This is a genomic window from Specibacter sp. BI4 (assembly GCF_056680095.1).
The window spans coordinates 2,248,917-2,268,150 of sequence record NZ_CM155265.1; the positions used below are offsets into that span (position 1 = coordinate 2,248,917).

Genomic DNA, 19,234 nt, shown 5'->3' on the forward strand with positions numbered 1-19,234 from the left:
TTCAAGTAAGTTTCGTATCGTGGAACTGTTATTTCAGCATATGCAATAGTGAACAGGATCACATTGCTATTGTCAATACTGCCCTACAGTCCGAGCTTTGTCCGCAGCCGCGCCACGTGGCCCTCGGCGTTCACGTTGTATTCCGCCGACCCGACCGTGCCGTCGGCATTGACCACCATGGTTGAGCGCAACGTGCCAATCAAGGTGGTGCCGTTGACCTTCTTTTCGCCCCATGCGCCCCAGGCTTCTGCCGTTGCGTGGTCAGGGTCGGAGAGCAGGGGGAAGTTCAGCTTAAAGTCCTTGGCGAACCTGGCGATGTCCTCCTGGGGGTCGGTGGAAATTCCGACGACGTCAATGCCGGCACCTTGCAGGGCGGCAAGGCTGTCGCGGAAGTCGCAGGCTTCGGTGGTGCAGCCGGGCGTTGCGGCCTTGGGGTAAAAGTAGACGACCACCTGCCGTCCGGCGTAGTCGGCCAGTGAGACTGTTGTGCCGTCCGCGCCGGGGAGGGAGAAGTTGGGTGCGGGTGCTCCGGGGGTGAGTTGGGTTGACATGGCGCTCCTGGTGGCTTTGGGTGATTCACGGTACAATATTTCATATTATGAAACTTGAATATTGTCTGGTGAAAAAAGACTAGGTTTGGAATGCCGGGATGTCAATGGTCCCGGCGGAACATTACTGTCATTTTCCGCGGCGCACACTTTCCATGGCTGAATGAGCGCGGACGGACTGAGCCGGACGGAATTACGGCCGAACGGGCACCGGTCCGGCGTCCGGGACGGGCTGGAATCGGATTTTTGCGCCCGGGGCCAATTGTCCGGCCCTGTCCAGGTCCGGCCCGATGACGACCCCAATCGCAGGGTAGCCGCCGGTGACGGGATGGTCGGCCAGGAGCAGCACAGGCAATCCGGACGGGGGCACCTGGACGGTCCCGTTCACCGTCCCTTCGCTGGCGAGCTCGCCGTGGCGCGACTGTGCCAGGGGTTCCCCCAGCAGGCGCAGGCCAATGCGGTTCGACGCCGGGGACACGGTCCAGACCTGGTCATGGAAGGCCGATGCGGCGTCCGGCGCGAACCAGTCGGCCCGTGGGCCCGGCACGTAGCGAAAAACGGTGACCTCCGACGGCGGGGGCGGGGGCGTTTCCGGGTTGCCGACCACGGTGTGGGATGAAGGCCGGCCGACCGGCAGCACGGTGCCTGCCACGACGGGCGCCGGCCCCGTTCCGGACAGCAGGTCCGTCGAGCGCGAGGCCAGGACCGACGGGACCTCGAGGCCGCCGCGGAAGGCAACATAGCTCCGAAAGCCCGACGCCGGCCGGCCGAGGGTGAGGCTTTCCCCTGCCAGGAGTGCAAAGGGTGATTCGGGGTCCTGGCTGCGGTGGGCACCCGTGGCCGCTGTGATGGTCAGGGGTGCCGGTGTGCCGGAGACGGCGAGGACCTGGTCCTGGACGGCCTCTAGGTCCAGGCCGCCCAGCACGGTTTCCAGCGCTGCAGCTCCGGGGGCATTGCCCACCAGGCGGTTGGCGCGGCGCAGGGCGGCCCGGTCCAGGGCGCCGGATCCGGTCACACCAATGCCGGCGAACCCCTCGCGGCCCAGGTCCTGCACGGTTGTTTGCAAGCCGGAGGCCCGCACCACGACGCTGGCGGGGGTGGCCGCCGTCGTCCTTGTGGTGCTTTTGATGGCCACAATGTTCCGGACCGGGCGGAACCGGACCCGGTTGCCGGGGCTGATGAGCGCGGGGGAGGTCCGGGCCGGATCCCACATGGGGGCGGCGGTCCGGCCGATCAACTGCCAGCCGCCGGGCGACGTTCCGGGATAGACGGCCGAATACGGGCCGGCCATGGCAACGGTTCCGGCCGGAACGCGTGTCCGCGGGGACTTTCGGCGTGGAATGGGCGGATACGCCGCCGCGGAAACAAGGTAGGCGAACCCCGGGGCGAAGCCACCAAAGGCCGCGGTCCACAGCTGTTGTGAGTGCATGGTCACCAGCGCCTCGGGAGTCAGCCCGGCCCAGGCGGCCGCCGCCCCAAGGTCCTCGCCGTCGTACACCGTGTCGATGACCACCACGGCATCGTCGCGCCCCTGCGGCGTGGACAGTTTTGCCGCGCGGACCTTCCGGGCGATGCGGGCGGCTGCGGCGGTCGAGGCCGCGGTGACCAGGACAGTTTGGGCTGCCGCAACCACGTCAAGCTGCCCTTCCTCAGGCTCCTCCGTGAGGAAGGCGCGGAGGCTCAGGACCGCGTCCAGGTCGGGGAGTTCGACCAAAATGGCACGGTCGCCAACCGGACGGATGCCCACAATGTGCGGGGTGGGCGTCACACGAAACTCTGGATTGTTACACCCGCACCTACGAGTGCCTGCCGGACGGCCGCGGCCATCGCGACGGCTCCGGGCGTGTCGCCGTGCAGGCAGATGCTCTCGGCGGAAACCTTCAGGATGCTGCCGTCGACCGCCTGGATTTCCCGGCTGACGGCCAGGCGGAGGCTTTGTGCGACGACGGCGTCCACGTCCGTGAGCACGGCACCGGGCGTCGTGCGGGGGACCAGGCTGCCATCCGGGTTGTAGGCGCGGTCGGCGAAGGCCTCGGGGACGGTGCGGAGTCCGGCCTGCTGTGCCGCCCGGTGGATTTCGGAGTTGGGCAGGACCATCAGCGGCAGGGTTGGATCGACGGCCAGGATGGCGTCGACGACGGCGCGTGCCTGCACCGGGTGTTTCGCAATCGTGTTGTACAGGGCGCCGTGGGGCTTGACGTATTGCACCGTGGCGCCTTCCGCCGCGGCCAGTGCCTGCAGGGCGCCGATCTGGTAGATCACGTCGTTGGTCAGTTCGGCAGCCGCCATGTCGATGAAGCGCCTGCCGAAGCCGGCCAGGTCGCGGTATCCGGGATGCGCCCCAATCGTGACGCCGGCACGTTGGGCGGCAGCGACGGTTGCCCGGATGGTGGTCGGGTCGCCGGCGTGGAAGCCGCAGGCGATGTTGACGCTGGAGGCGGATTCGATGATCCGTTCGTCGTCACCAAACGTCCAGTGGCCAAACGACTCGCCGACATCGCTGTTCAGGTCGATGGTTGCCATTGCTTTTCCTTCTTGTTGAGCTCCTGCATCGAGACTACGGCCCCGGCCCGGGAAAATCACCCAGCCGGCGGGCTCCTGCGCAAACCACTGGGCGTGGGTCGACATTGTGCGGGCGATGGGATGCGACTCGTCCCGACGGCGGTACAGGCGGGCAAGCTGTGCCGGCGGCGTTCCCGTGACGACGAGCTGGGGCTGCTGCCAATCATTCGAGGGGAATCGGGCGTGGTTGACGGGGGTTCCCCCGAAGCACAGACTCAATGTGTGTGCCGGTCAGCAGGGGAGGACGGGGCGAGTGAACGAGACGATTGTTGTTGCGGGGGCCACTGGATATGTAGGACGTCATGTCGTGGAGGCGCTCGACGCCAAAGGTTATCGGGTGCGCGCACTGGACCGCTCGCGGGAATCGGCCGAAGCCCCCGGCACTTTCGGCGCACCATCGCTGCGCGGGCACGTCGCCGAATGGAAAATTGTTGACTATTCGGACCCGATGACGATTCGGGACGCCTGTGCGGATGCCAGCCGCGTCGTCTCAGCGCTGGGGGTCACCCGGCAGAATGCGAGCCGGTGGGACATCGATTTTCTGGGCAACCTGAGCCTGCTCGAGGATGCCGAGCGCCACGGTGCGGCGTCCCGCCGGGGGCGGCAAACATTCCCAGCGCCTGACCCGCTGAGCACACCGTGCTGAGCACAGCGAGCTGAGCACAGGGCGAAGGGAAGCCGGGCTGATGCGTCAATGGGGGACGGGCTCCCCGCCGCTGTCCCCAGCTTCCCAGCGAACGTCAGCAGCTGACTTGTCCGGGCGCCAGCCGCGCCAAACCGGGTGACGGAGCCTGCGGTCCTTCGTGACTTCCGTGAACTTCACTTCACCCACAAACTTGGGGGTGGTCCAGGCAACGTCCCTGCGCTCTGCAGCAGGGATGCCGTCCACGGGTGGGGTTTTCCGTTCAATCTTCTGTAGTCGCGCCGCAGCGTCCTGCAACTCGCGGTCCGAGAACCCCGAGCCGACCCTGCCCACATACCGGAGCAGATCACCGTCGTTGACGGCCAGCAGCAACGAGCCAAGGGTGCCGCTGCGCCGGCCGACTCCCTTGTGCCAGCCGATCACGATGACTTCCTGATGGTGTTCGTCCTTGATTTTCAGCCAGCCCGGACTGCGCCTGCCGGGGAGGTATTTGCCGTCGCTGCGCTTGGCCACCACACCTTCCAGCCCGAGTTTGCGGCTGGTGGCCATGGCCTCCTCGAAGGTTCCGGTGTGGGCCGGAGGCAGGTGGATGTGGCGGCCCTCCGTGACGGCAGCGAAAAGCGCTTCGCGCCGTTCGCTGTACGTATTCTGGCGCAAGGGTTGCGGGGCGCCGCCGCCTTCCCTGCCAATGTCTGCCTGCAGTGCGTCGAACAGCATCAACTGCACCGGGACTTTGCGGACTGCCTGTTCAATGTCGCGCTTGGATGTGAGCTTCATGCGGGTCTGCAGCAGCCCAAAGTCCGGCCGACCCGCGGCATCCAAGGCGACAATCTCGCCGTCGAACACGGAACCGGCGGCGGCCAGGGCAGCCAGCTCCTGCAGCTCCGGATACGAGGCGGTCACGTCGTTGCCATTTCTGCTGGCCAGCTGCACGGCCCCTCTTGCCACCCCGGCGATGGCCCGCATTCCGTCCCACTTCATTTCATAGCTCCACGACTGGTCGGGATCGAGGTCCTTCGGCGTGCCGGCGGTGGCCAGCATCGGAGCAGGCAGCTGCCCCGTGCCACCGTCCCACGCGTCCGTTGCGGCGGACCGGCCCGTACGCCGTGCTGGAATGTGCGGGTTGGTGCCAGTGGCACGGTCGACGCCGGCCCCGCCCGCCTTGGTGCCGGGCAAGGCGCCGGGAGCGCTGCCGGGCTCAGGCTGTTCCTTCATGAGGTGGATGAGCCAGTTCTTCGAATCCACCGTCCCCTTCCCGTCGGCCAAACCGGGGGTGTTGATTAGCGCATAGCGGCGGGGGACTCCGCCGAGCCCGCCGTCCGGCTTTCCGTGCAGGACCGCGATGACTTCCCTGCCTTCACGCCATTTTTCCAGCACGCAGGGGCCGGCGTCCCAGATGGTGACAACGCCGGCGCCGTGCTGTTTTTTGGGGATGGTGCCTTCAAAGTTGCCGTAGTCCAGGGGGTGGTCCTCGGTCATGACGGCGAGTCTGTTTTTGCCGGACTCCAGCGGTGGGCCCTTCGGCACGGCCCAGGACACGAGCACCCCGGAATGCTCCAAGCGGAAGTCCCAATGCAAGCGGGACGCGTGGTGTTCCTGAATGACGAAGCGCGGTGCCTCGGACTGGCTTTCAGGCGCCGGGTCGGTCGGAACAGGTTCGGGCGTCTGGCCGGCGTCGCGCATTGAACGGTATTTCTTCAGCCGGTCGTTACCGTGAGGTTGCTGCCAGCCAAGGGCGCCGATGGGGTCCGTCCCGTCCTTCACGCGTGCCAGGACTTCCCGGTACTCCAGCTGGCGGAGTTGCGGGTCGGCGATTTCATCCCAGGTGCGTGGCGCGGCGACTGTGGGGCGGGTCCTGCCCCGCAGGGAATAGGGGCAGATGGTGGTCTTGGCTTCACTGTTCTGGCTCCAGTCCACCAGGACTTTTCCTGTGCGCAGTGATTTTTTCATGTCCGAAACGACGAGGCGCGGATGGTCCGCTTCCAAGGACATGGCCAATTCATGCGCCACCTGGGAGATGTCAGCCGCCGTGTGGTTGCCGTCCAGTGGCACGTAGAGATGGATGCCCTTGGATCCGCTGGTGACTGGAAATGCCTCCAGATCCATGCCAGAGAGCAGCTCGCGGCACAACAGCGCCGTTTCTGCGCATTCCGGGAGGCCTGCGCCGTCGCCAGGGTCCAGATCCAGGACGAGGCGGTCCGGGCTGGCAGGCTTGCCGTCAACGCCGAATCGCCATTGGGGCACGTGAATTTCCAAGGCGGCCACCTGGCCAAACCACGCCAGCACGGCAGGTTCGTTGACCAGCGGGTAGTGGCTGACGTGGTCCTTGTGAGCCAGGGCCTGCCGGGGGATCCAGTCCGGGGCCGAGTCCTCGAGATCCTTGCGAAAGAAGACTTTCCCGGGCTCGTCAGGGGTGCCCACTCCGTTGACCCAGCGCTTGCGCGTGGCGGGCCGCCAGGCCGCTTGGGGGATGAGCACGTGGGCAACCTCGGCAAGGTATCCGAGCACGTCGGCCTTTGTGGTGCCGGTTTCCGGGTACAGCACCTTGTCCAGGTTGCTGACTTTCAGGCGCCGGCCTGCGATGTCAACCATCTGATCATTGGAACGTGACACGGGGCGGCTCCTTGGGCGGTGTGGTTTCATTCTGTCCGCCCGCCGGGGACTTGGCCACCCCGCCCACCCCGCCCCAGTGGCCGGCCAGGCCTGCAGTGGCAATGCTTCAGGGGCCTGCTGCTTGCTCTGGCGCCTGCCCGGGGATGGTGCTTGACTGGAAATATGAGATCAATTTGGACTGGTTCAATTGCTTTCGGGTTGGTCAATGTCCCGGTCAAGGCGTATGGGGCAACCGAGGACCATGATGTGAACCTGCATCAGGTCCACGACGCCGACGGCGGACGCATCCGTTACCAGCGCCGCTGCGAGGTGTGCGGGAAGAAGGTCGACTACGACGACATTGACAAGGCGTACGACGACGGTGAACGAACGGTGGTCCTGAGCGAGGAAGACATGGAATCGCTGCCAGCGGAAAAGAGCCGCGAAATTGAAGTGGTCCAGTTCGTCCCCAACGAGCAAATCGACCCCATCATGCTGGGGCGCAGCTACTACTTGGAACCGGACTCCAAATCTCCCAAGGCCTATGCGCTGTTGGTCAAGACACTGGAAAACACGGAGCTGACGGCGGTGGTGAAGTTCGCCCTGCGGCAGAAATCACGGCTCGGTGCGCTGCGGGTCCGGGGGCAGGTGCTGCTCCTGCAAGGCATCCTGTGGGCTGATGAAGTGCGGGACACCGATTTCATAAAGGCGCCGGCGAAGAAAAAAATCAGTGCCCAGGAGCTCAAGATGTCCTCAGCCCTGGTGGACCAGTTTCGCGGAGATTTCGACCCGGGCGAATTTGAGGATGACTACCAGGTGGAACTGCGGACACTGATAGAGGAAAAGCTCAAGCAGGGTGACTCCCTGGACACGGAGGCCACGTTCGGCGACACGGAAGCAGCGACTCAAGACAGCGGTTCCGGTGGCGGCAACGTCATAGACCTGATGGAGGCACTCAAACGCAGTGTCGACCAAAAACGCACCCGCAGCGCCGGCACTGCTGCTGCAGCGGCGAAGCCGGCAACTCCGGCGAAAAAGCCAGCCAATGGCCCTGCCGCCAAAACGGGGAAGCCGGACAAGCCGGACAAGCCGGGAAAGAAAAAGCCGGCCACGGAGACCAAGAAGAAACCGGCAGAGAAGAAACCGCCCGCCAAAAAGACTGCGCCCAAGTCTGGCGCGGCCAAGACCAGCCGCAGTGAAACAACCGCCCGGAAAGGGGCCTAGCCGGTGCGGGACTCGGGAGCCCAGCCACCAAACGAGTTGCCGCCAAGCGCGTTGCCACCGAGCGACGGGCCGGATGCAGCCCATCGGCGGCCGGACCGCGTCAGCGATGCAACAGTGAAAGCCCTGGGGAAACTCTCTGAAGCACTCGAAGTGGTGGAGCATGCACGGGGTCTGCTGTATGGCTTTCACAGGCTGACCGGCACTGCCGACCTGGCGCTGGGCGAGGCTGTGGACATGTTGCGGGACGCCGGCCACCAGGAACTGGCGAACGACATCGAAGAACGGATTGTGGGCCGCAACGTCGTCAGCGGGCGGTGGACTTTCCAGCTGGTTGAAGAATACGACGACGGGTATTACGCCGAGTTCAAGGCGGCAGAGCAGCGGGCCCGGGACAGCCTGGTGGGCGGCAAACGGCACCTGTTCGAAGCTGAGATGAAGGAGGACCGCCGGAGCCACGGCCGTACGCATCACGAGGCGCTGCCACAGGACGTGCCCGCTGCCAACGGCGACGACGCCAAGACTTAGACCGTGACGTGGAACAAGGTCCGACGGCGGAGACTCCTGCCGCCGTTCCCACCCGTGTCCCGCATGGCTGGGTGTCCTGCCCAAACCGCATCCGGGCTGATGTGTTGTCAGGGCCATGTCCGGGGCCTAGCCTTGAAAGAAAAGCGGCAGCCAGCGTCCCGGGAATTGGCCGGACTGCGTGGCTGCGACAAAGATGAATGTGGAGAGGGACGGGATCGCTGTGGGACTGATAATCACGTTGTTGGTCATTTGGCTGGTGCTGGCGCTGTTGGGATTCGTGTTCAAGGGCCTGGTGTGGCTGGCCATCATTGGCGTCGTCTTGTTCGTAGCCACAGCCGCGGTGGGCTGGTTCCGGAACAGGGGCTCCATTCGGAGCTGATCGGGACTGATGCGGGAGGCAGAGTTCGGTGACCAATGAAATCAATGGCAAGAAGATCGCGTTTCTCGTCGCGCCCAGCGGAGTGGAACATACCGAGCTCATCGCGACCTGGCAGGCAGTGAAGGCGGCCGGCGGAACCCCGGTGCTGGTGTCCACGGCCGGAGAACCGGTGGTGGCAGTGCAGGCGGGGGTGCCGGCCAAGGAAACTTTCGCTGTTGACCGGCTGGCCGCAGACCTGAACGTCGAGGACTACGCCGCCTTGGTGTTGCCCGGTGGCGAAAAAAGCTCCGCGGCATTGCGAGGCAATGGGGAGGCGGTGCGCCTTGTGATCGACTTTGTCGAGGCCAGAAAGCCGGTGGCTGCCATCTCCCACGGGGTGGGGATACTGGTGGAGGCCGGGGTCCTTGCCGGGAAGTCAGTGACCAGCTGGCCCGGGCTGACCCAGGAGATCATCGATGCGGGAGCCCGCTGGGCTGATCAAGATGTCCAATTCTGTCCAGATCAGGGATGGATGCTCATCACCGGCAAAACAACGCTTGTTCTGCCGGAATTCGTCCAGGCCATGGTGACTGCCTTTATTTGATCCCCGCCGGCCACGTTCACCGTCCGGCAGCACCTGCCTGAAGCAACGGCGCAATGGGGCAATGCACTGTCGCAGCAATGTCCCGGGCGAAGGCGCCGTCGGAGCTTGCGGCACCAGAAATTCGTGCGGAAGCATTCCGAAACTGACTGTTGCGAGCCGCAAAGCAAACCTGCCCGTAGGATTTGACGGGTGCCGCTGGGCGGCAGAAGGCGCCTTCAAGTCAACGAGAGGAAAGCATGCTGGAGATGGGTCTGATCCTGCTCGCTGGTGTCTGGGCCGGCATGATCAATGTCGTAGTGGGCTCGGGAACACTGGTGACGTTCCCGGTGCTCCTGCTCTTTGGCTATCCTCCACTGACAGCAAATATTTCCAACAATATTGGGCTCGTGGCCGGAGGGCTGTCCGGCACCTGGGGCTATCGCAGGGAGCTGGCACCCAACCGCGCCATGATTCTGCGGCTGCTGCCGGCGTCGGCCGCTGGTGGTTTGGCAGGGGCGTTGCTCCTGCTGGTGCTGCCGGCGTCGGCCTTCAAGGCGATCGTCCCCGTTTTGATCATTCTTGGCCTGTTGATGGTGGCCCTGGGGCCGGCTTTGCAACGCCTGAGCGCACGACGCCGGGCCCTCACGGTGGCCGGGACGCGCACCGGTGCGGTCCCCTCGGGCAGTGCCGTGGGTCTGTTGGCGGGCATCTTTGTTTTGGGTGTCTACGGTGGCTACTTTGGGGCCGCCCAGGGCATCTTGCTCGTTGGCTTCATGAGTATCGTGACCTCCATTGCGCTGCAGCAAGTCAATGCCGTCAAGAATGTGCTCACAACAGTTGTCAATGGAATTGCCGCCGTCACGTTCATAGTCGTGGCTGGGGAGCACATTGATTGGAAAGTGGTCGCCTTGATCGCCTGCGGTTCACTCCTGGGCGGCTTCTTCGGAGCCAAATTTGGCCGCAAGCTGCCACCCGCGGCGCTGCGCGCAACCATCATCGTGGTGGGCACGGCGGCACTCGTGAAGATGGTCTTCTTCCCCTAACCAAGGACACGGAGCCGCAACGGATGCAAGGGGTTGGACCCTGCTCCTGGGCTTCACCACGAACATGGCGCCGAGCAGCCAACGACTGAGCCCAGCAACCAAGCCTCCGCCCAGGAACGATGAAGGCCAAGCGCATCGCCCGTTCTGCGAAACTCCCGCGGCCAGTGATGTGCCGGCAGCACAAGCAACCTTCGACCCCACCACGCGCAGCGGCGCTGGAACGCCGCTGCGCGTGACTGTGGGGGAAGTCTCCGCCGCTGAAGGGGCCCTGCAATTGGCACACGGCGCTCGGGCCGTCAGACTGAATGCATGCAGACTTTCCTCCCATACCCCGACTTTCAGCAGAGTGCCTCCGCTCTGGACACGACAAGGCTAGGAAAACAGCGTGTTGAAGCGCTGCAAATTCTCCGTACGCTGGTGATTCCGGGATACGGCCGGCAGTCGCACCCCGCCGTCCGCATGTGGATGGGGCATGTTCCGGCCCTCACCAAGTACGCCCTGGCCATGGCCGACGAATGGATCGCCCGCGGCCACCCGGACAACACCCGGGAGAGCATCAAGGAGTTCGCCCCGCAGGCCGCCCACGCCGACTATGCGGACAAGATCCCCATGCCGTCGTGGCTGGGTGATCCTGATTTTCATGCGAGCCACCGTTCCAAGCTGATTCAGAAGGACCCCCGCTTCTATGACACGGTTTTTCCGGACACCCCCACGGACTTGGAATTGCTGTGGCCCGAGCCGCGGCGGGAGATCGTTCCCGAGGACCCTTATGAAGACTTCGTGTGGGTTCTGCGGGCCCCGCTAGGTGGCGTCGACCCGGAAAAGCTCGACAAGGTCGGGATGCCAGCATGGGGCAAGGCCAAGCCTGGGAATGACAAGAACGACGGCGATGACGTCACCCAAGTCGACGGAAAGTCGCGTAAAGCTGGGGCCAAGGGTGCCCGCAAGGCGCCCAAGCAACTGACGAAGAAGCCCACCCGCAACCGCCAGCGACAGGACGAGGCCTTCAGGACCGTACCCGGCAACACCACGGTGCTGATCCCCTTGGACGATGGTGCCAGGTTCGCGTTGGGCCAGCTGCAGGGCCGGCCGATCACGCTCGACGACGGCCGCTTTGGGCGCACCTTCGAACTCCGCGAGATCATCGACCGCGCGGACTTCGACTACCCTGCGCTCTTGCAGGATCCGCGGGTCTTCTTCCCGATCCCCGGCCAGTAACGGCCCGGCTTCCTGGCTGCGGTTAGTGCGGGGTGTTGGGGGCTGACGGTGACTGGTCCGGCGTCGGTCACGGCCTGAAAGAAACGTTTGCTGCCGGAGCCATTCCCTCATGTCTCGACCACACTTTCCATGGAGGGCAGCCATTCTCCGGGCCCATTTCTGACATTCGTGGTCCCCGGAACCGCGCCGGCGTCAGACCGTGATTCGGGTGAGTCTTGCCTTGTTGGCCTCGCGGCTGGTTGCGACGGCTCGCAAGCATGCTGTCGGGCGAGCTCAGCTCGTCATGACAGTGGCCAGTCCCCGACAGTTCGTGCGCAGGTCCGATGGGTGGGGCGGTAGGTTTGAAGAATGACACCGATTCGGAGAGCGGTTTACGGACTTTCAGCCGGAGCGTTCATGGCCCTGCTGGCTGGATGCTCTGTTGACTCATTGATCCGGGGAAGCGATGGCGCCCAGGTGATTCAAACGACCGAGCAGCTCGTGAGCAACTTGGCTTCGGGTGAAACGTCAGACATTGTCTGCATGGATTCCGTGGCGGATCTCGGCGCGCCCGGCGATTGGTCAGGGCTGTCCGCGGGCGAACCGGAGGAATTTGTCGCGGAGTATTGGGCCGACCAAGTGGCGCTCGACCCTCAATGGAGCATCAATCTGGAGGGTCTCCCCGAGGGTGTGGTGCCAGGGAGCCACTATCCGGGAGATGTCTTCTACCGTGAGACCGACGATGGGCTTTGCGTAATCGACGTTGCCTGGTCGACGCTCGTCGCCGTGGGCTGACCCGGCCGGGCGCATCCTGCTGTGCGCAAATGAGCCTGGTTGGAGTGCACCGAACCATTGGGGTTTGGGTGTGAGCCATCAGCGGCGGCTCGTTCCGGGCGGGGAACCGTCGTGGGGAATACGCCTGGGGCGGAGCCAGGGAATGCTCAACTTGGAGCGGCAGCGTCCCTAACTGTCTTTTCGATGATGGCCACGGCTGCGGCGCAGCCGTCTGTGGCCTCAAATTCGCGGCGCATTGCCTGTGCCCGCTCGCGCCAGCCGGGATCGGCCAGAATGGTGTCGACCGCTTTCGCGACGGCGTCCGCGGAGGGAGATTCGGTCCGGAGGTTGATCCCGACCCCGGCGTGTTCAACCCTCGCATTGACGTCGTTCTTGCCTACTTTGATGCCGGCGGAAACCACCGGCACCCCGTGGGAGAGGCTCAACAGCACGCCGCCGAAACCGCCGTTGGTGACGAATACGTCGGTGGAGGGGAATACCGCTTCAAAGTCGACAAAGTCTTCCACCACCACGTTTGGCCCCGCGTACCGCTTGCGGAGATCGTCTGTGCCGGCCCCGCCGGTGGCCACCACCACCAGCATGTCCCGGTCCTTGAGCGCCTCGAGGGCAGGGATGATGAGCTTGTTGGGGTCCTTGTTGTCCACGGTCCCTTGGGTGATGACCGCCGTCCGGGCGTAGCGGCCCAGTTGCTCGATCCCTGCCTGCTGCGTGGCGCGTCGGTAGGGAAGCAGGGCGCCGACATACTGGACCTTGGGATTGTCCTTGCTGCGCGGGTAGTCAAGGGACGCGGTTCCTGTTTGGATCACGGCGTCGGACCACCGGTACGGCTCATCGGTGAAGGGCACACCCGCGGCGGTGTGGAGACCGAAGAGTTCAAGCTGCCTCACGTAACTGTCCCGTGCGGGCTTGGTCACCACTTGTTGCAACACAAGTCGGGCTCCGGCCTGCAGCAACTTTTGCGGCAGGGTGCGCGCCGGCAGGAAACCAAAGAACAAGGGCGGCACCCAGGGGTCGCTTTCCATGTTGCCTATGGCCACGAAGCTGACCACCGGCTTGCGGATCAACGTTGCGACCAGACGCTGGATGCACATGGAGGCGTCCATGACGAGTACGTCGAACGCATACCCGGCGTTGAGTTCCCGAACGTCCTCAAAAAAGTTGGTCACGTTGCCGGCGAAGATCCTTTCACCATCAAAGCGTATCGCCATGGGACCCTTGAGTTTTGCACGCTCCGGATACAGCTCGTTCAGATTGTCTGCGGTGTGTTCGATCGCCCGGACGAAGGGAAAATGGTGAATGTCCAGCTCTGCCAGTTTCCCTGCGAAAACGCTCCCCGTATAAAAGGCAACGTCATGCCCGGCGTCCTTTAGACGCATGGCGATTCCGGTCATGGGATTGAAATGCCCGGCAATTGCCTGGCTCGCCAAGAGGATCTTCATGTTCGTGCCCCTGCCCATCACAGCAGCCGCCGGCCCCGACCAGGGAAGGCCGCACTCGTGTTGTCCAGATCATACGCCCCGGGATACGGCGTCACAAGGCCACGACGAGGCTCAGCTAAAGTGCTCGAGAAAAGGGGTGCGTGCCCCCATTAGAGCAGTGCCCACGAAATCTCTGTTGCAGGTTCGGGCGCTTTCGCCTGCTGGCGGGAGCTTGTAGTTTGCACTGTTGCGACCCTGGCGCGCGGTAGATCGGAAATCACCTCGAATAGGCGAGCCTAGAATTAAGTGTTTCATCGAGCTGCGCCGTTCGCCGTGGCGTCGCGACCGGTTGTGCAATGTCGTCGACAGGCTGGTTTTCGTCAGCGGCTGCTGGTGTTTAGTTCGCCGGTTGCTCCCACGTCGGTGCTTGGGGTTGTGGAAGGCTTCACCTCAGAACTGAGGAGCACGTCGAGAATCTCACCGACGGCGACCTCGTCCAGCCCTTCCCGGCGGAGTGGCAGGTTTGGATGCAGCTCATAGAAGTTGCGACTGCCTAGCCGGCGGCGGGTCAGATAGCCGCCCTCCACTAGATCCGACACGATCCGATGTGCCGCCCGTTCCTGGACTCCAACGTTTTCGGCGATCTCACGGATCCGGATTCCGGGGTGGCGCGCGACGCAGTAGAGCGCATGCAAGTGATTCGTCAGGAAGCCCCATTCAGCCATGTCGTCTAGTCTATCTGATGTTCAGGACATGTCTCCATTAACATGTCATATATGGCAGCATACTGTTTCTCATGTCGGCTAAATGACTTCCGCCGACATGCGTCGCGGATCTGTTCGGATTGGAGACGCCAACCGCAGCTGAGATGCCGGTGCCCCGTGTGGGGTGGCTGGCATCATGGCGTATGGAAGGATTTCCCATGGAGCGAAAGTCTCCCTACCCCCTCGTTCTCGTCGGCGCATATTCCCCTCATCTGAGCCGTTGGCTGTGGCTCGTCAAGTGGCTGCTGGTCATCCCGCACATCGTCGTGCTGTTCTTCCTGTGGATCGCATTCCTTGTGCTGTCGGTGGCCGCGTTCTTCACGATTCTGGTTACGGGCCGCTACCCGCGGGCGATCTTTGACTTCAATGTCGGGGTGTTGCGCTGGAGTTGGCGGGTTGGCTACTACTCCTACAGTGCGCTGGGCACCGACAGCTATCCGCCGTTCACGCTGGCCGACGATCCGAATTACCCGGCGCGACTGTCCATGGAGCATCCGCAGTCGCTCTCACGGGGGCTTGTGTTGGTGAAGTGGTGGCTGCTCGCGCTGCCGCACTACCTGATCATCGGAGTATTCACGGGTGCTGCCTTCGCCGGGTACAGCCAGGTGCGTGATAACAACGCATGGGCCTACGGCAGTGGTCTGATCGGTCTGTTGGTCTGCATTGCCGGCATCGTCCTGCTGTTTGCCGGCCTCTACCCTCGTGCACTATTCGACCTCATCATGGGACTGAACAGGTGGGTGTTCCGCGTCAGCGCATACGCAGCACTGATGACCGACCAGTACCCGCCGCTCCGACTCGACATGGGCGGTCAAGATACGCCATACACCGCGGACACCCCCATCGGCCTCGGGCCTGATCCGCTGCCAGCAAGCTGACAAGATCCCGCGCCCACTGCCGCGCACGACTAATTTCAACAGGCCAACCCAACTTCGAAGGAGTACACCATGGCCGCCAACACCCACGCCACCCCGCCCCTCAGTCCTTCAACCTCGAGACGCCGAATGACGCCGATGAGAAAGATCTCGCTGACCGTCGGCGTGCTGTATCTGCTCACGTTTGTCTCCATCCCCACCCTTGCGCTTTATAGGGCGGTGAAGGATGATGCAGGCGCGTTCGTTCTGGGCGCTGGCAGCACCACCGGGGTGCAGTTGGGTGCCCTGTCCGAGGTCATCGTCGGTCTTGCCGGAATCGGCACCGCCGTGGTGCTGTATCCGGTGGCCAAGCGGGTCAGCCAAACTGCCGCACTGGGGTTCGTGGCCGCCCGAATTGTCGAAACTTGTCTCATCTTTGTCAGCGTCGTCAGCATGCTCTCGATCATCACGCTGCGCAACGACGTCGCGGGAACGGCAAACACGGACCCGAGGACACTGGTCACAATGGCCCACGGACTGGTGGCAAACTACACCTGGACATTCCTGCTCTCGCAAAGCCTGATGCCCGTAGCCTGTGACCTGTTCCTGGGCTACGTGCTGTACCGCTCGGCCCTAGTGCCACGCTTTTTCCCGATCATCGCATTCATCGGCGGCCCGCTGCTGCTGGTCTCCGACATCGCGATCTACTTTGGTATCTATGCCGCAGTGTCGCCGATCGCTCTTTTCGCCGGATTGCCCGTCGCCGTGTTCGAACTCTCCCTCGGCATCTGGCTGATCGTCAAGGGCTTCAAGCCCACACCGCTGGACGCCGACTACCCAACTACCAGTCGCGAACTTCCCGGCACTGAAACAATGGCGAAGCCATGAACACCCCCACCGCCACCTCACGCGTCAGGCCGGCCATCTCGGAGCTGCCTCCATATCGACTGAACCTGATGCGCGTCGGCTACCTCGTGATGGGAGTGGGCCTTGTCATCGTCAAGTGGCCCCTGCTGCTCCATGCCAGCTCGCTGCCGCTATTCGAGGGCGTGGTCACCTGCCTGCTGACCGCCATGTCCTTGCTGGCGTTCTTGGGATTGCGTTACCCCGTCCGGTTGCTGCCCATCCTGCTGTTCGAGTGCATCTGGAAGCTCATCTGGCTCTCAGTAGTGGCCCTGCCGGCTGCCCTTGCAGGAGAGGTGGACAACGCCACCGGCGCTGTCATCTTCAACTGTTCGCTGGTCGTCATCTTCCTGGCCGTCATTCCGTGGCGGTACGTGTGGCAGCGATACGCTGTAGCGCAGGGTGACCGGTGGCACTGATGTCCGGCAACCAGGCCATGAGTCCCGACCTGGCTCAGGCAACGGTCGCCGCCAGTGATCCGCCAAGTGGTAAGGGCCAGCGTCCCGTCGAGATTGCCAAAGTTTTGGCCTTCGCCGTTGTGTGGATAGCCCCGGGCGCAGGCGGCCGAGTAGTACAGGAACCCATCCCGTGAACACCGGCAGAACCAGCAACGGTCCCACGACGCAGCATCTCCCTGTTCCAGGCGGAATGATCGCGTACGACATCCAAGGCGTGGGACCCCTCTTGCTACTCGTTCCCGGAATGGGTGACCTCCGGGCTGCCTACCGGTTCCTCACACCCTTGCTCGTGAGCGCCGGCTACACGGTCGCGTCCGTCGATTTACGCGGGCATGGCGACAGCGAGCCCTCGTTCGCTGCCTACGGGGATGTCGAGACGGCTGCAGACATCACCTTGCTACTGCGCCAGCTAGGAGTCCCGGCCGTCATCGTCGGCAATTCAATGGGCGCCGGCGCCGCCGTGATCGTTGCGGCACAGACCCCGGACCTCGTCGACGGACTCGTCCTCATTGGACCATTCGTGCGGCAGCCTGCCTCCAGCACGGCCTTCTCCCGGCTGGTCCTGCGCCTGCTAATGGCGCGCCCGTGGGCTGCAGCCGCATGGAAGGCCTACGTGCCGAAACTCTACGCTGGCAACCGACCCACGGACTTGCCTGACTACCTGGCCGCCGTCATAGCTTCTATCAAGCGCCCCGGCTACACACGGGCATTCAGCCTGACCACCCGCACGGATCACAAGCAGGCAAGCGCATGCCTGCCTGACGTTACTTCTCCCTCGCTCGTTGTCATGGGCGACAAGGACCCCGACTTTCCAGACCCGAAGGGTGAGGCCGACTGGATCAGTCATACATTAGGCGGGACCACCGTGATGATCGAGGAGGCCGGCCACTACCCGCAGTCACAGCAACCGGAACGCACTTCGGCAGCCATTATTCGGTTCCTCAGAACAATGGCCTGACTACTGCGTGTTGGGCGCCATCTTGGAATTGTGGGAAGGTTCCGCTGATCCAAAGCACCGCTGGAATCGTTCAACCAGCCAATATTTTGGAATCAACAAGACAGCAGCTGCCTTGTTGCAATTCTTCCATGCACCACTTGATGCGCGTGGATATGGTCTCGAAGTCTCTTTCCGTCATGTCCTGAAAGGAAGCCATCATGAAAACTCCCCAACGTTTGGCAAGAGTGGCGGGGGTTCTTTATCTCGCCATCGCGATTTTGTCCGCCTTCGCCATCCAATTCGTGCGTCCCAAGGTGTACGTAGCCGGTGATGCAGCGGCAACGGCGAAAAACATTGCCGCCAATGAAGGGCTGTTCCGACTCGGGTTCCTGGCAGACCTGACACAATCCGCCCTGATGCTGCTGGTCGCTATGGTGCTGTGCCTGCTGTTCCAGCACGTCAACAAGAATGTTGCCCGGGCAATTGTGGTTTTCGCCGCAGTCAGCGTCGCCATCCAGTGCCTGAACCTGGCACCATATCTTGCAGCACTGAGCCTGGCCACCAACTCCTCTTATGCGGCCGCATTCGGCCCAGACGGGGCAGACGCCCTCGTCCTGCTCCTGATGGACCTGCAGCACTCCGGGTTCCTTATCGCACAGGTCTTTTTCGGACTCTGGCTGCTGCCGATGGGCTACCTCGCGTTCACCTCGGGCATGTTTCCCAAGGCGCTGGGTGTGTTGCTCATGATCGCGTGCTTCACTTACCTGGCCCACCTGCCTTTCCTGTTCCTCTGGCCCGCGACCGGTGCAATGCTCACCCCGTTCGTGGCCATTCCGACGACGCTGGCCGAGGTCTGGATGGTCTTGTACCTGCTGGTCAGGGGTGTGAAAGTACCAAAGCAGAACGCCCTGGCCTCCGTCCCTTCGTGATTGTCAACTGCAACTTGGAACTGACCGGTGGCTGCAGTTTGTTTTGACTAGTGCTTGAATCCCGGGGGTTCCTGCCCGTTTCCCGCGTTTGCGAGTCCCGCCGGAACCATGCCGAGGTCCATGTCTGATCAACGTTGAGCTGAACCTGGGTGATGGTGGGCTTCCGGGCCAGAATTGTCGCCGCGGTCGATGATGCCTTTGACCTGTTCGAAGCGCTTGTTGCCACGCGACTACTGGGACGTTCGAAGCCGGCCGCGGCTACTGCTTGCGTTGAGACGCTGCCGGAGCTGGGGAAAGCCTCGAAGGTTTTGGTCTGCGTCGGGCCCGAGCTGGTGCGCATTCTGGAAGGATCCTGCGAACGGGTTGACCTCGCGCCGGTGTGGGCCGGCGGCACAAGGCAGCCGGCCTCAGGGCCCTGGCCCCGGAACGGGACGAGGGCGCGCCGCGGTTGTTGATGATCAACGAAATATCCTGGCCAGAGGCCCGGAGGGCTCATCAGATGGACTTGTGGGCGTGGTTCGTCGGCAACCCGATCAATGGCGGGTGGCCCAGCCAGTGCCGGGAAGGCAGTCGAAGAAGTCGGGTTGCTGGACGGGCTCAAACGGGACTACGAGCCATTGGCCGCCATAAAACTCCACGTACGAATCTGAGGGGCACCAGGCGTAGGCTTCTTCTCGTGTCATCGGGCTCTGTCTTTCTCGCTAGGTAGTGAACTGCCGGGAAGACAGGCGACGGCGGGTTGTCGGCCATGACCTTCCCGGTACTATCGAGGTGGGTTCGGTCTTGACGGTCAAAGTCATTTTTCCTCCTCGGATGGTGGGCTTAGCATCCATCCTCCTGTCATTTGCGAGTTGGATAAACGCTGATTCAGGATGGTTTAAACTACCCATTTGGATAGGTC

20 protein-coding genes are annotated in these 19,234 nt (G+C 63.3%); 13 read left to right on the forward strand and 7 right to left on the reverse strand.

The genetic code is table 11. The features are described from left to right. Window positions 1-83 precede the first annotated feature (83 nt). From bcp to AC1L6K_RS10315, 3 genes are all read right to left on the reverse strand, one after another. Window positions 84-551 carry a thioredoxin-dependent thiol peroxidase gene (gene bcp / locus AC1L6K_RS10305; RefSeq protein WP_480952588.1) on the reverse strand — a complete coding sequence of 156 codons (468 nt, stop codon included), beginning with the start codon at window positions 549-551 and terminating at the stop codon, window positions 84-86. A gap of 190 nt (window positions 552-741) precedes the next feature. Next, window positions 742-2,316 (reverse strand): 5-oxoprolinase subunit B/C family protein, encoded by a 1,575-nt coding sequence (locus AC1L6K_RS10310; RefSeq protein ID WP_480952589.1) that lies wholly within the window; start codon window positions 2,314-2,316, stop codon window positions 742-744. After that, complete coding sequence (locus AC1L6K_RS10315) at window positions 2,313-3,071, reverse strand: LamB/YcsF family protein (RefSeq protein WP_480952590.1); 759 nt, start codon at window positions 3,069-3,071, stop codon at window positions 2,313-2,315. Before AC1L6K_RS10315 ends, AC1L6K_RS10310 begins: the two co-directional genes overlap by 4 nt. Before the next feature lie 292 nt (window positions 3,072-3,363). Between AC1L6K_RS10315 and AC1L6K_RS10320 the strand changes: the two genes are divergently transcribed. After that, window positions 3,364-3,756 carry an NAD-dependent epimerase/dehydratase family protein gene (locus AC1L6K_RS10320; protein ID WP_480952591.1) on the forward strand — a complete coding sequence of 131 codons (393 nt, stop codon included), beginning with the start codon at window positions 3,364-3,366 and terminating at the stop codon, window positions 3,754-3,756. 45 nt (window positions 3,757-3,801) lie between these two features. Here AC1L6K_RS10320 and AC1L6K_RS10325 read toward each other — a convergent pair whose 3' ends face one another. Next, the gene (locus AC1L6K_RS10325) at window positions 3,802-6,396 is read right to left on the reverse strand and encodes an ATP-dependent DNA ligase (RefSeq protein ID WP_480952592.1); all 2,595 of its coding nucleotides are present in this window, start codon (window positions 6,394-6,396) and stop codon (window positions 3,802-3,804) included. Between the two features lie 132 nt (window positions 6,397-6,528). Between AC1L6K_RS10325 and ku the strand changes: the two genes are divergently transcribed. From ku to AC1L6K_RS10360, 7 genes are all read left to right on the forward strand, one after another. After that, window positions 6,529-7,569: a non-homologous end joining protein Ku gene (ku, locus tag AC1L6K_RS10330; RefSeq protein ID WP_480952593.1), complete on the forward strand. Its 1,041-nt coding sequence runs from the start codon at window positions 6,529-6,531 to the stop codon at window positions 7,567-7,569. A gap of 114 nt (window positions 7,570-7,683) precedes the next feature. Continuing rightward, the gene (locus tag AC1L6K_RS10335) at window positions 7,684-8,094 is read left to right on the forward strand and encodes a hypothetical protein (protein WP_480952594.1); all 411 of its coding nucleotides are present in this window, start codon (window positions 7,684-7,686) and stop codon (window positions 8,092-8,094) included. Between the two features lie 220 nt (window positions 8,095-8,314). Then, window positions 8,315-8,473 (forward strand): hypothetical protein, encoded by a 159-nt coding sequence (locus AC1L6K_RS10340; protein WP_480952595.1) that lies wholly within the window; start codon window positions 8,315-8,317, stop codon window positions 8,471-8,473. A 28-nt stretch (window positions 8,474-8,501) separates the two neighbouring features. Further along, window positions 8,502-9,056 (forward strand): DJ-1/PfpI family protein, encoded by a 555-nt coding sequence (locus tag AC1L6K_RS10345; protein ID WP_480952596.1) that lies wholly within the window; start codon window positions 8,502-8,504, stop codon window positions 9,054-9,056. A gap of 236 nt (window positions 9,057-9,292) precedes the next feature. Next, complete coding sequence (locus AC1L6K_RS10350) at window positions 9,293-10,078, forward strand: sulfite exporter TauE/SafE family protein (RefSeq protein ID WP_480952597.1); 786 nt, start codon at window positions 9,293-9,295, stop codon at window positions 10,076-10,078. Window positions 10,079-10,387: 309 nt separating this feature from the next. Further along, on the forward strand, window positions 10,388-11,296 hold the full coding sequence (locus tag AC1L6K_RS10355; protein WP_480952598.1) for an MSMEG_6728 family protein: 909 nt from the start codon (window positions 10,388-10,390) through the stop codon (window positions 11,294-11,296). A gap of 348 nt (window positions 11,297-11,644) precedes the next feature. Beyond that, window positions 11,645-12,070, forward strand: a complete 426-nt coding sequence (locus AC1L6K_RS10360; protein ID WP_480952599.1) for a hypothetical protein — start codon at window positions 11,645-11,647, stop codon at window positions 12,068-12,070. A gap of 146 nt (window positions 12,071-12,216) precedes the next feature. Here the strand turns inward: AC1L6K_RS10360 and AC1L6K_RS10365 are convergent, their stop codons facing one another. Then, on the reverse strand, window positions 12,217-13,509 hold the full coding sequence (locus AC1L6K_RS10365; protein ID WP_480952600.1) for a glycosyltransferase: 1,293 nt from the start codon (window positions 13,507-13,509) through the stop codon (window positions 12,217-12,219). A 359-nt stretch (window positions 13,510-13,868) separates the two neighbouring features. Continuing rightward, a complete protein-coding gene (locus tag AC1L6K_RS10370; protein WP_480952601.1) occupies window positions 13,869-14,213 on the reverse strand; it encodes a helix-turn-helix transcriptional regulator in 345 nt (114 codons plus the stop codon). Window positions 14,214-14,410: 197 nt separating this feature from the next. Between AC1L6K_RS10370 and AC1L6K_RS10375 the strand changes: the two genes are divergently transcribed. The 5 genes from AC1L6K_RS10375 to AC1L6K_RS10395 all read left to right on the forward strand — a co-directional run bounded on the left by AC1L6K_RS10375 (window position 14,411) and on the right by AC1L6K_RS10395 (window position 18,333). Continuing rightward, window positions 14,411-15,130 (forward strand): DUF4389 domain-containing protein, encoded by a 720-nt coding sequence (locus AC1L6K_RS10375; protein WP_480952602.1) that lies wholly within the window; start codon window positions 14,411-14,413, stop codon window positions 15,128-15,130. A gap of 126 nt (window positions 15,131-15,256) precedes the next feature. Beyond that, the gene (locus AC1L6K_RS10380; RefSeq protein ID WP_480952603.1) at window positions 15,257-15,994 is read left to right on the forward strand and encodes a DUF4386 domain-containing protein; all 738 of its coding nucleotides are present in this window, start codon (window positions 15,257-15,259) and stop codon (window positions 15,992-15,994) included. Further along, window positions 15,991-16,428 (forward strand): hypothetical protein, encoded by a 438-nt coding sequence (locus AC1L6K_RS10385; RefSeq protein WP_480952604.1) that lies wholly within the window; start codon window positions 15,991-15,993, stop codon window positions 16,426-16,428. The genes AC1L6K_RS10380 and AC1L6K_RS10385 overlap by 4 nt, the downstream gene beginning before the upstream one ends. A gap of 169 nt (window positions 16,429-16,597) precedes the next feature. Next, the gene (locus AC1L6K_RS10390; RefSeq protein ID WP_480952605.1) at window positions 16,598-17,425 is read left to right on the forward strand and encodes an alpha/beta fold hydrolase; all 828 of its coding nucleotides are present in this window, start codon (window positions 16,598-16,600) and stop codon (window positions 17,423-17,425) included. Window positions 17,426-17,622: 197 nt separating this feature from the next. Next, window positions 17,623-18,333: a DUF4386 domain-containing protein gene (locus tag AC1L6K_RS10395; protein WP_480952606.1), complete on the forward strand. Its 711-nt coding sequence runs from the start codon at window positions 17,623-17,625 to the stop codon at window positions 18,331-18,333. A 533-nt stretch (window positions 18,334-18,866) separates the two neighbouring features. On the opposite strand, the gene AC1L6K_RS10400 is transcribed toward AC1L6K_RS10395, so the two are convergent. Further along, the gene (locus AC1L6K_RS10400) at window positions 18,867-19,016 is read right to left on the reverse strand and encodes a hypothetical protein (protein ID WP_480952607.1); all 150 of its coding nucleotides are present in this window, start codon (window positions 19,014-19,016) and stop codon (window positions 18,867-18,869) included. Between the last annotated feature and the right edge of the window lie 218 nt (window positions 19,017-19,234).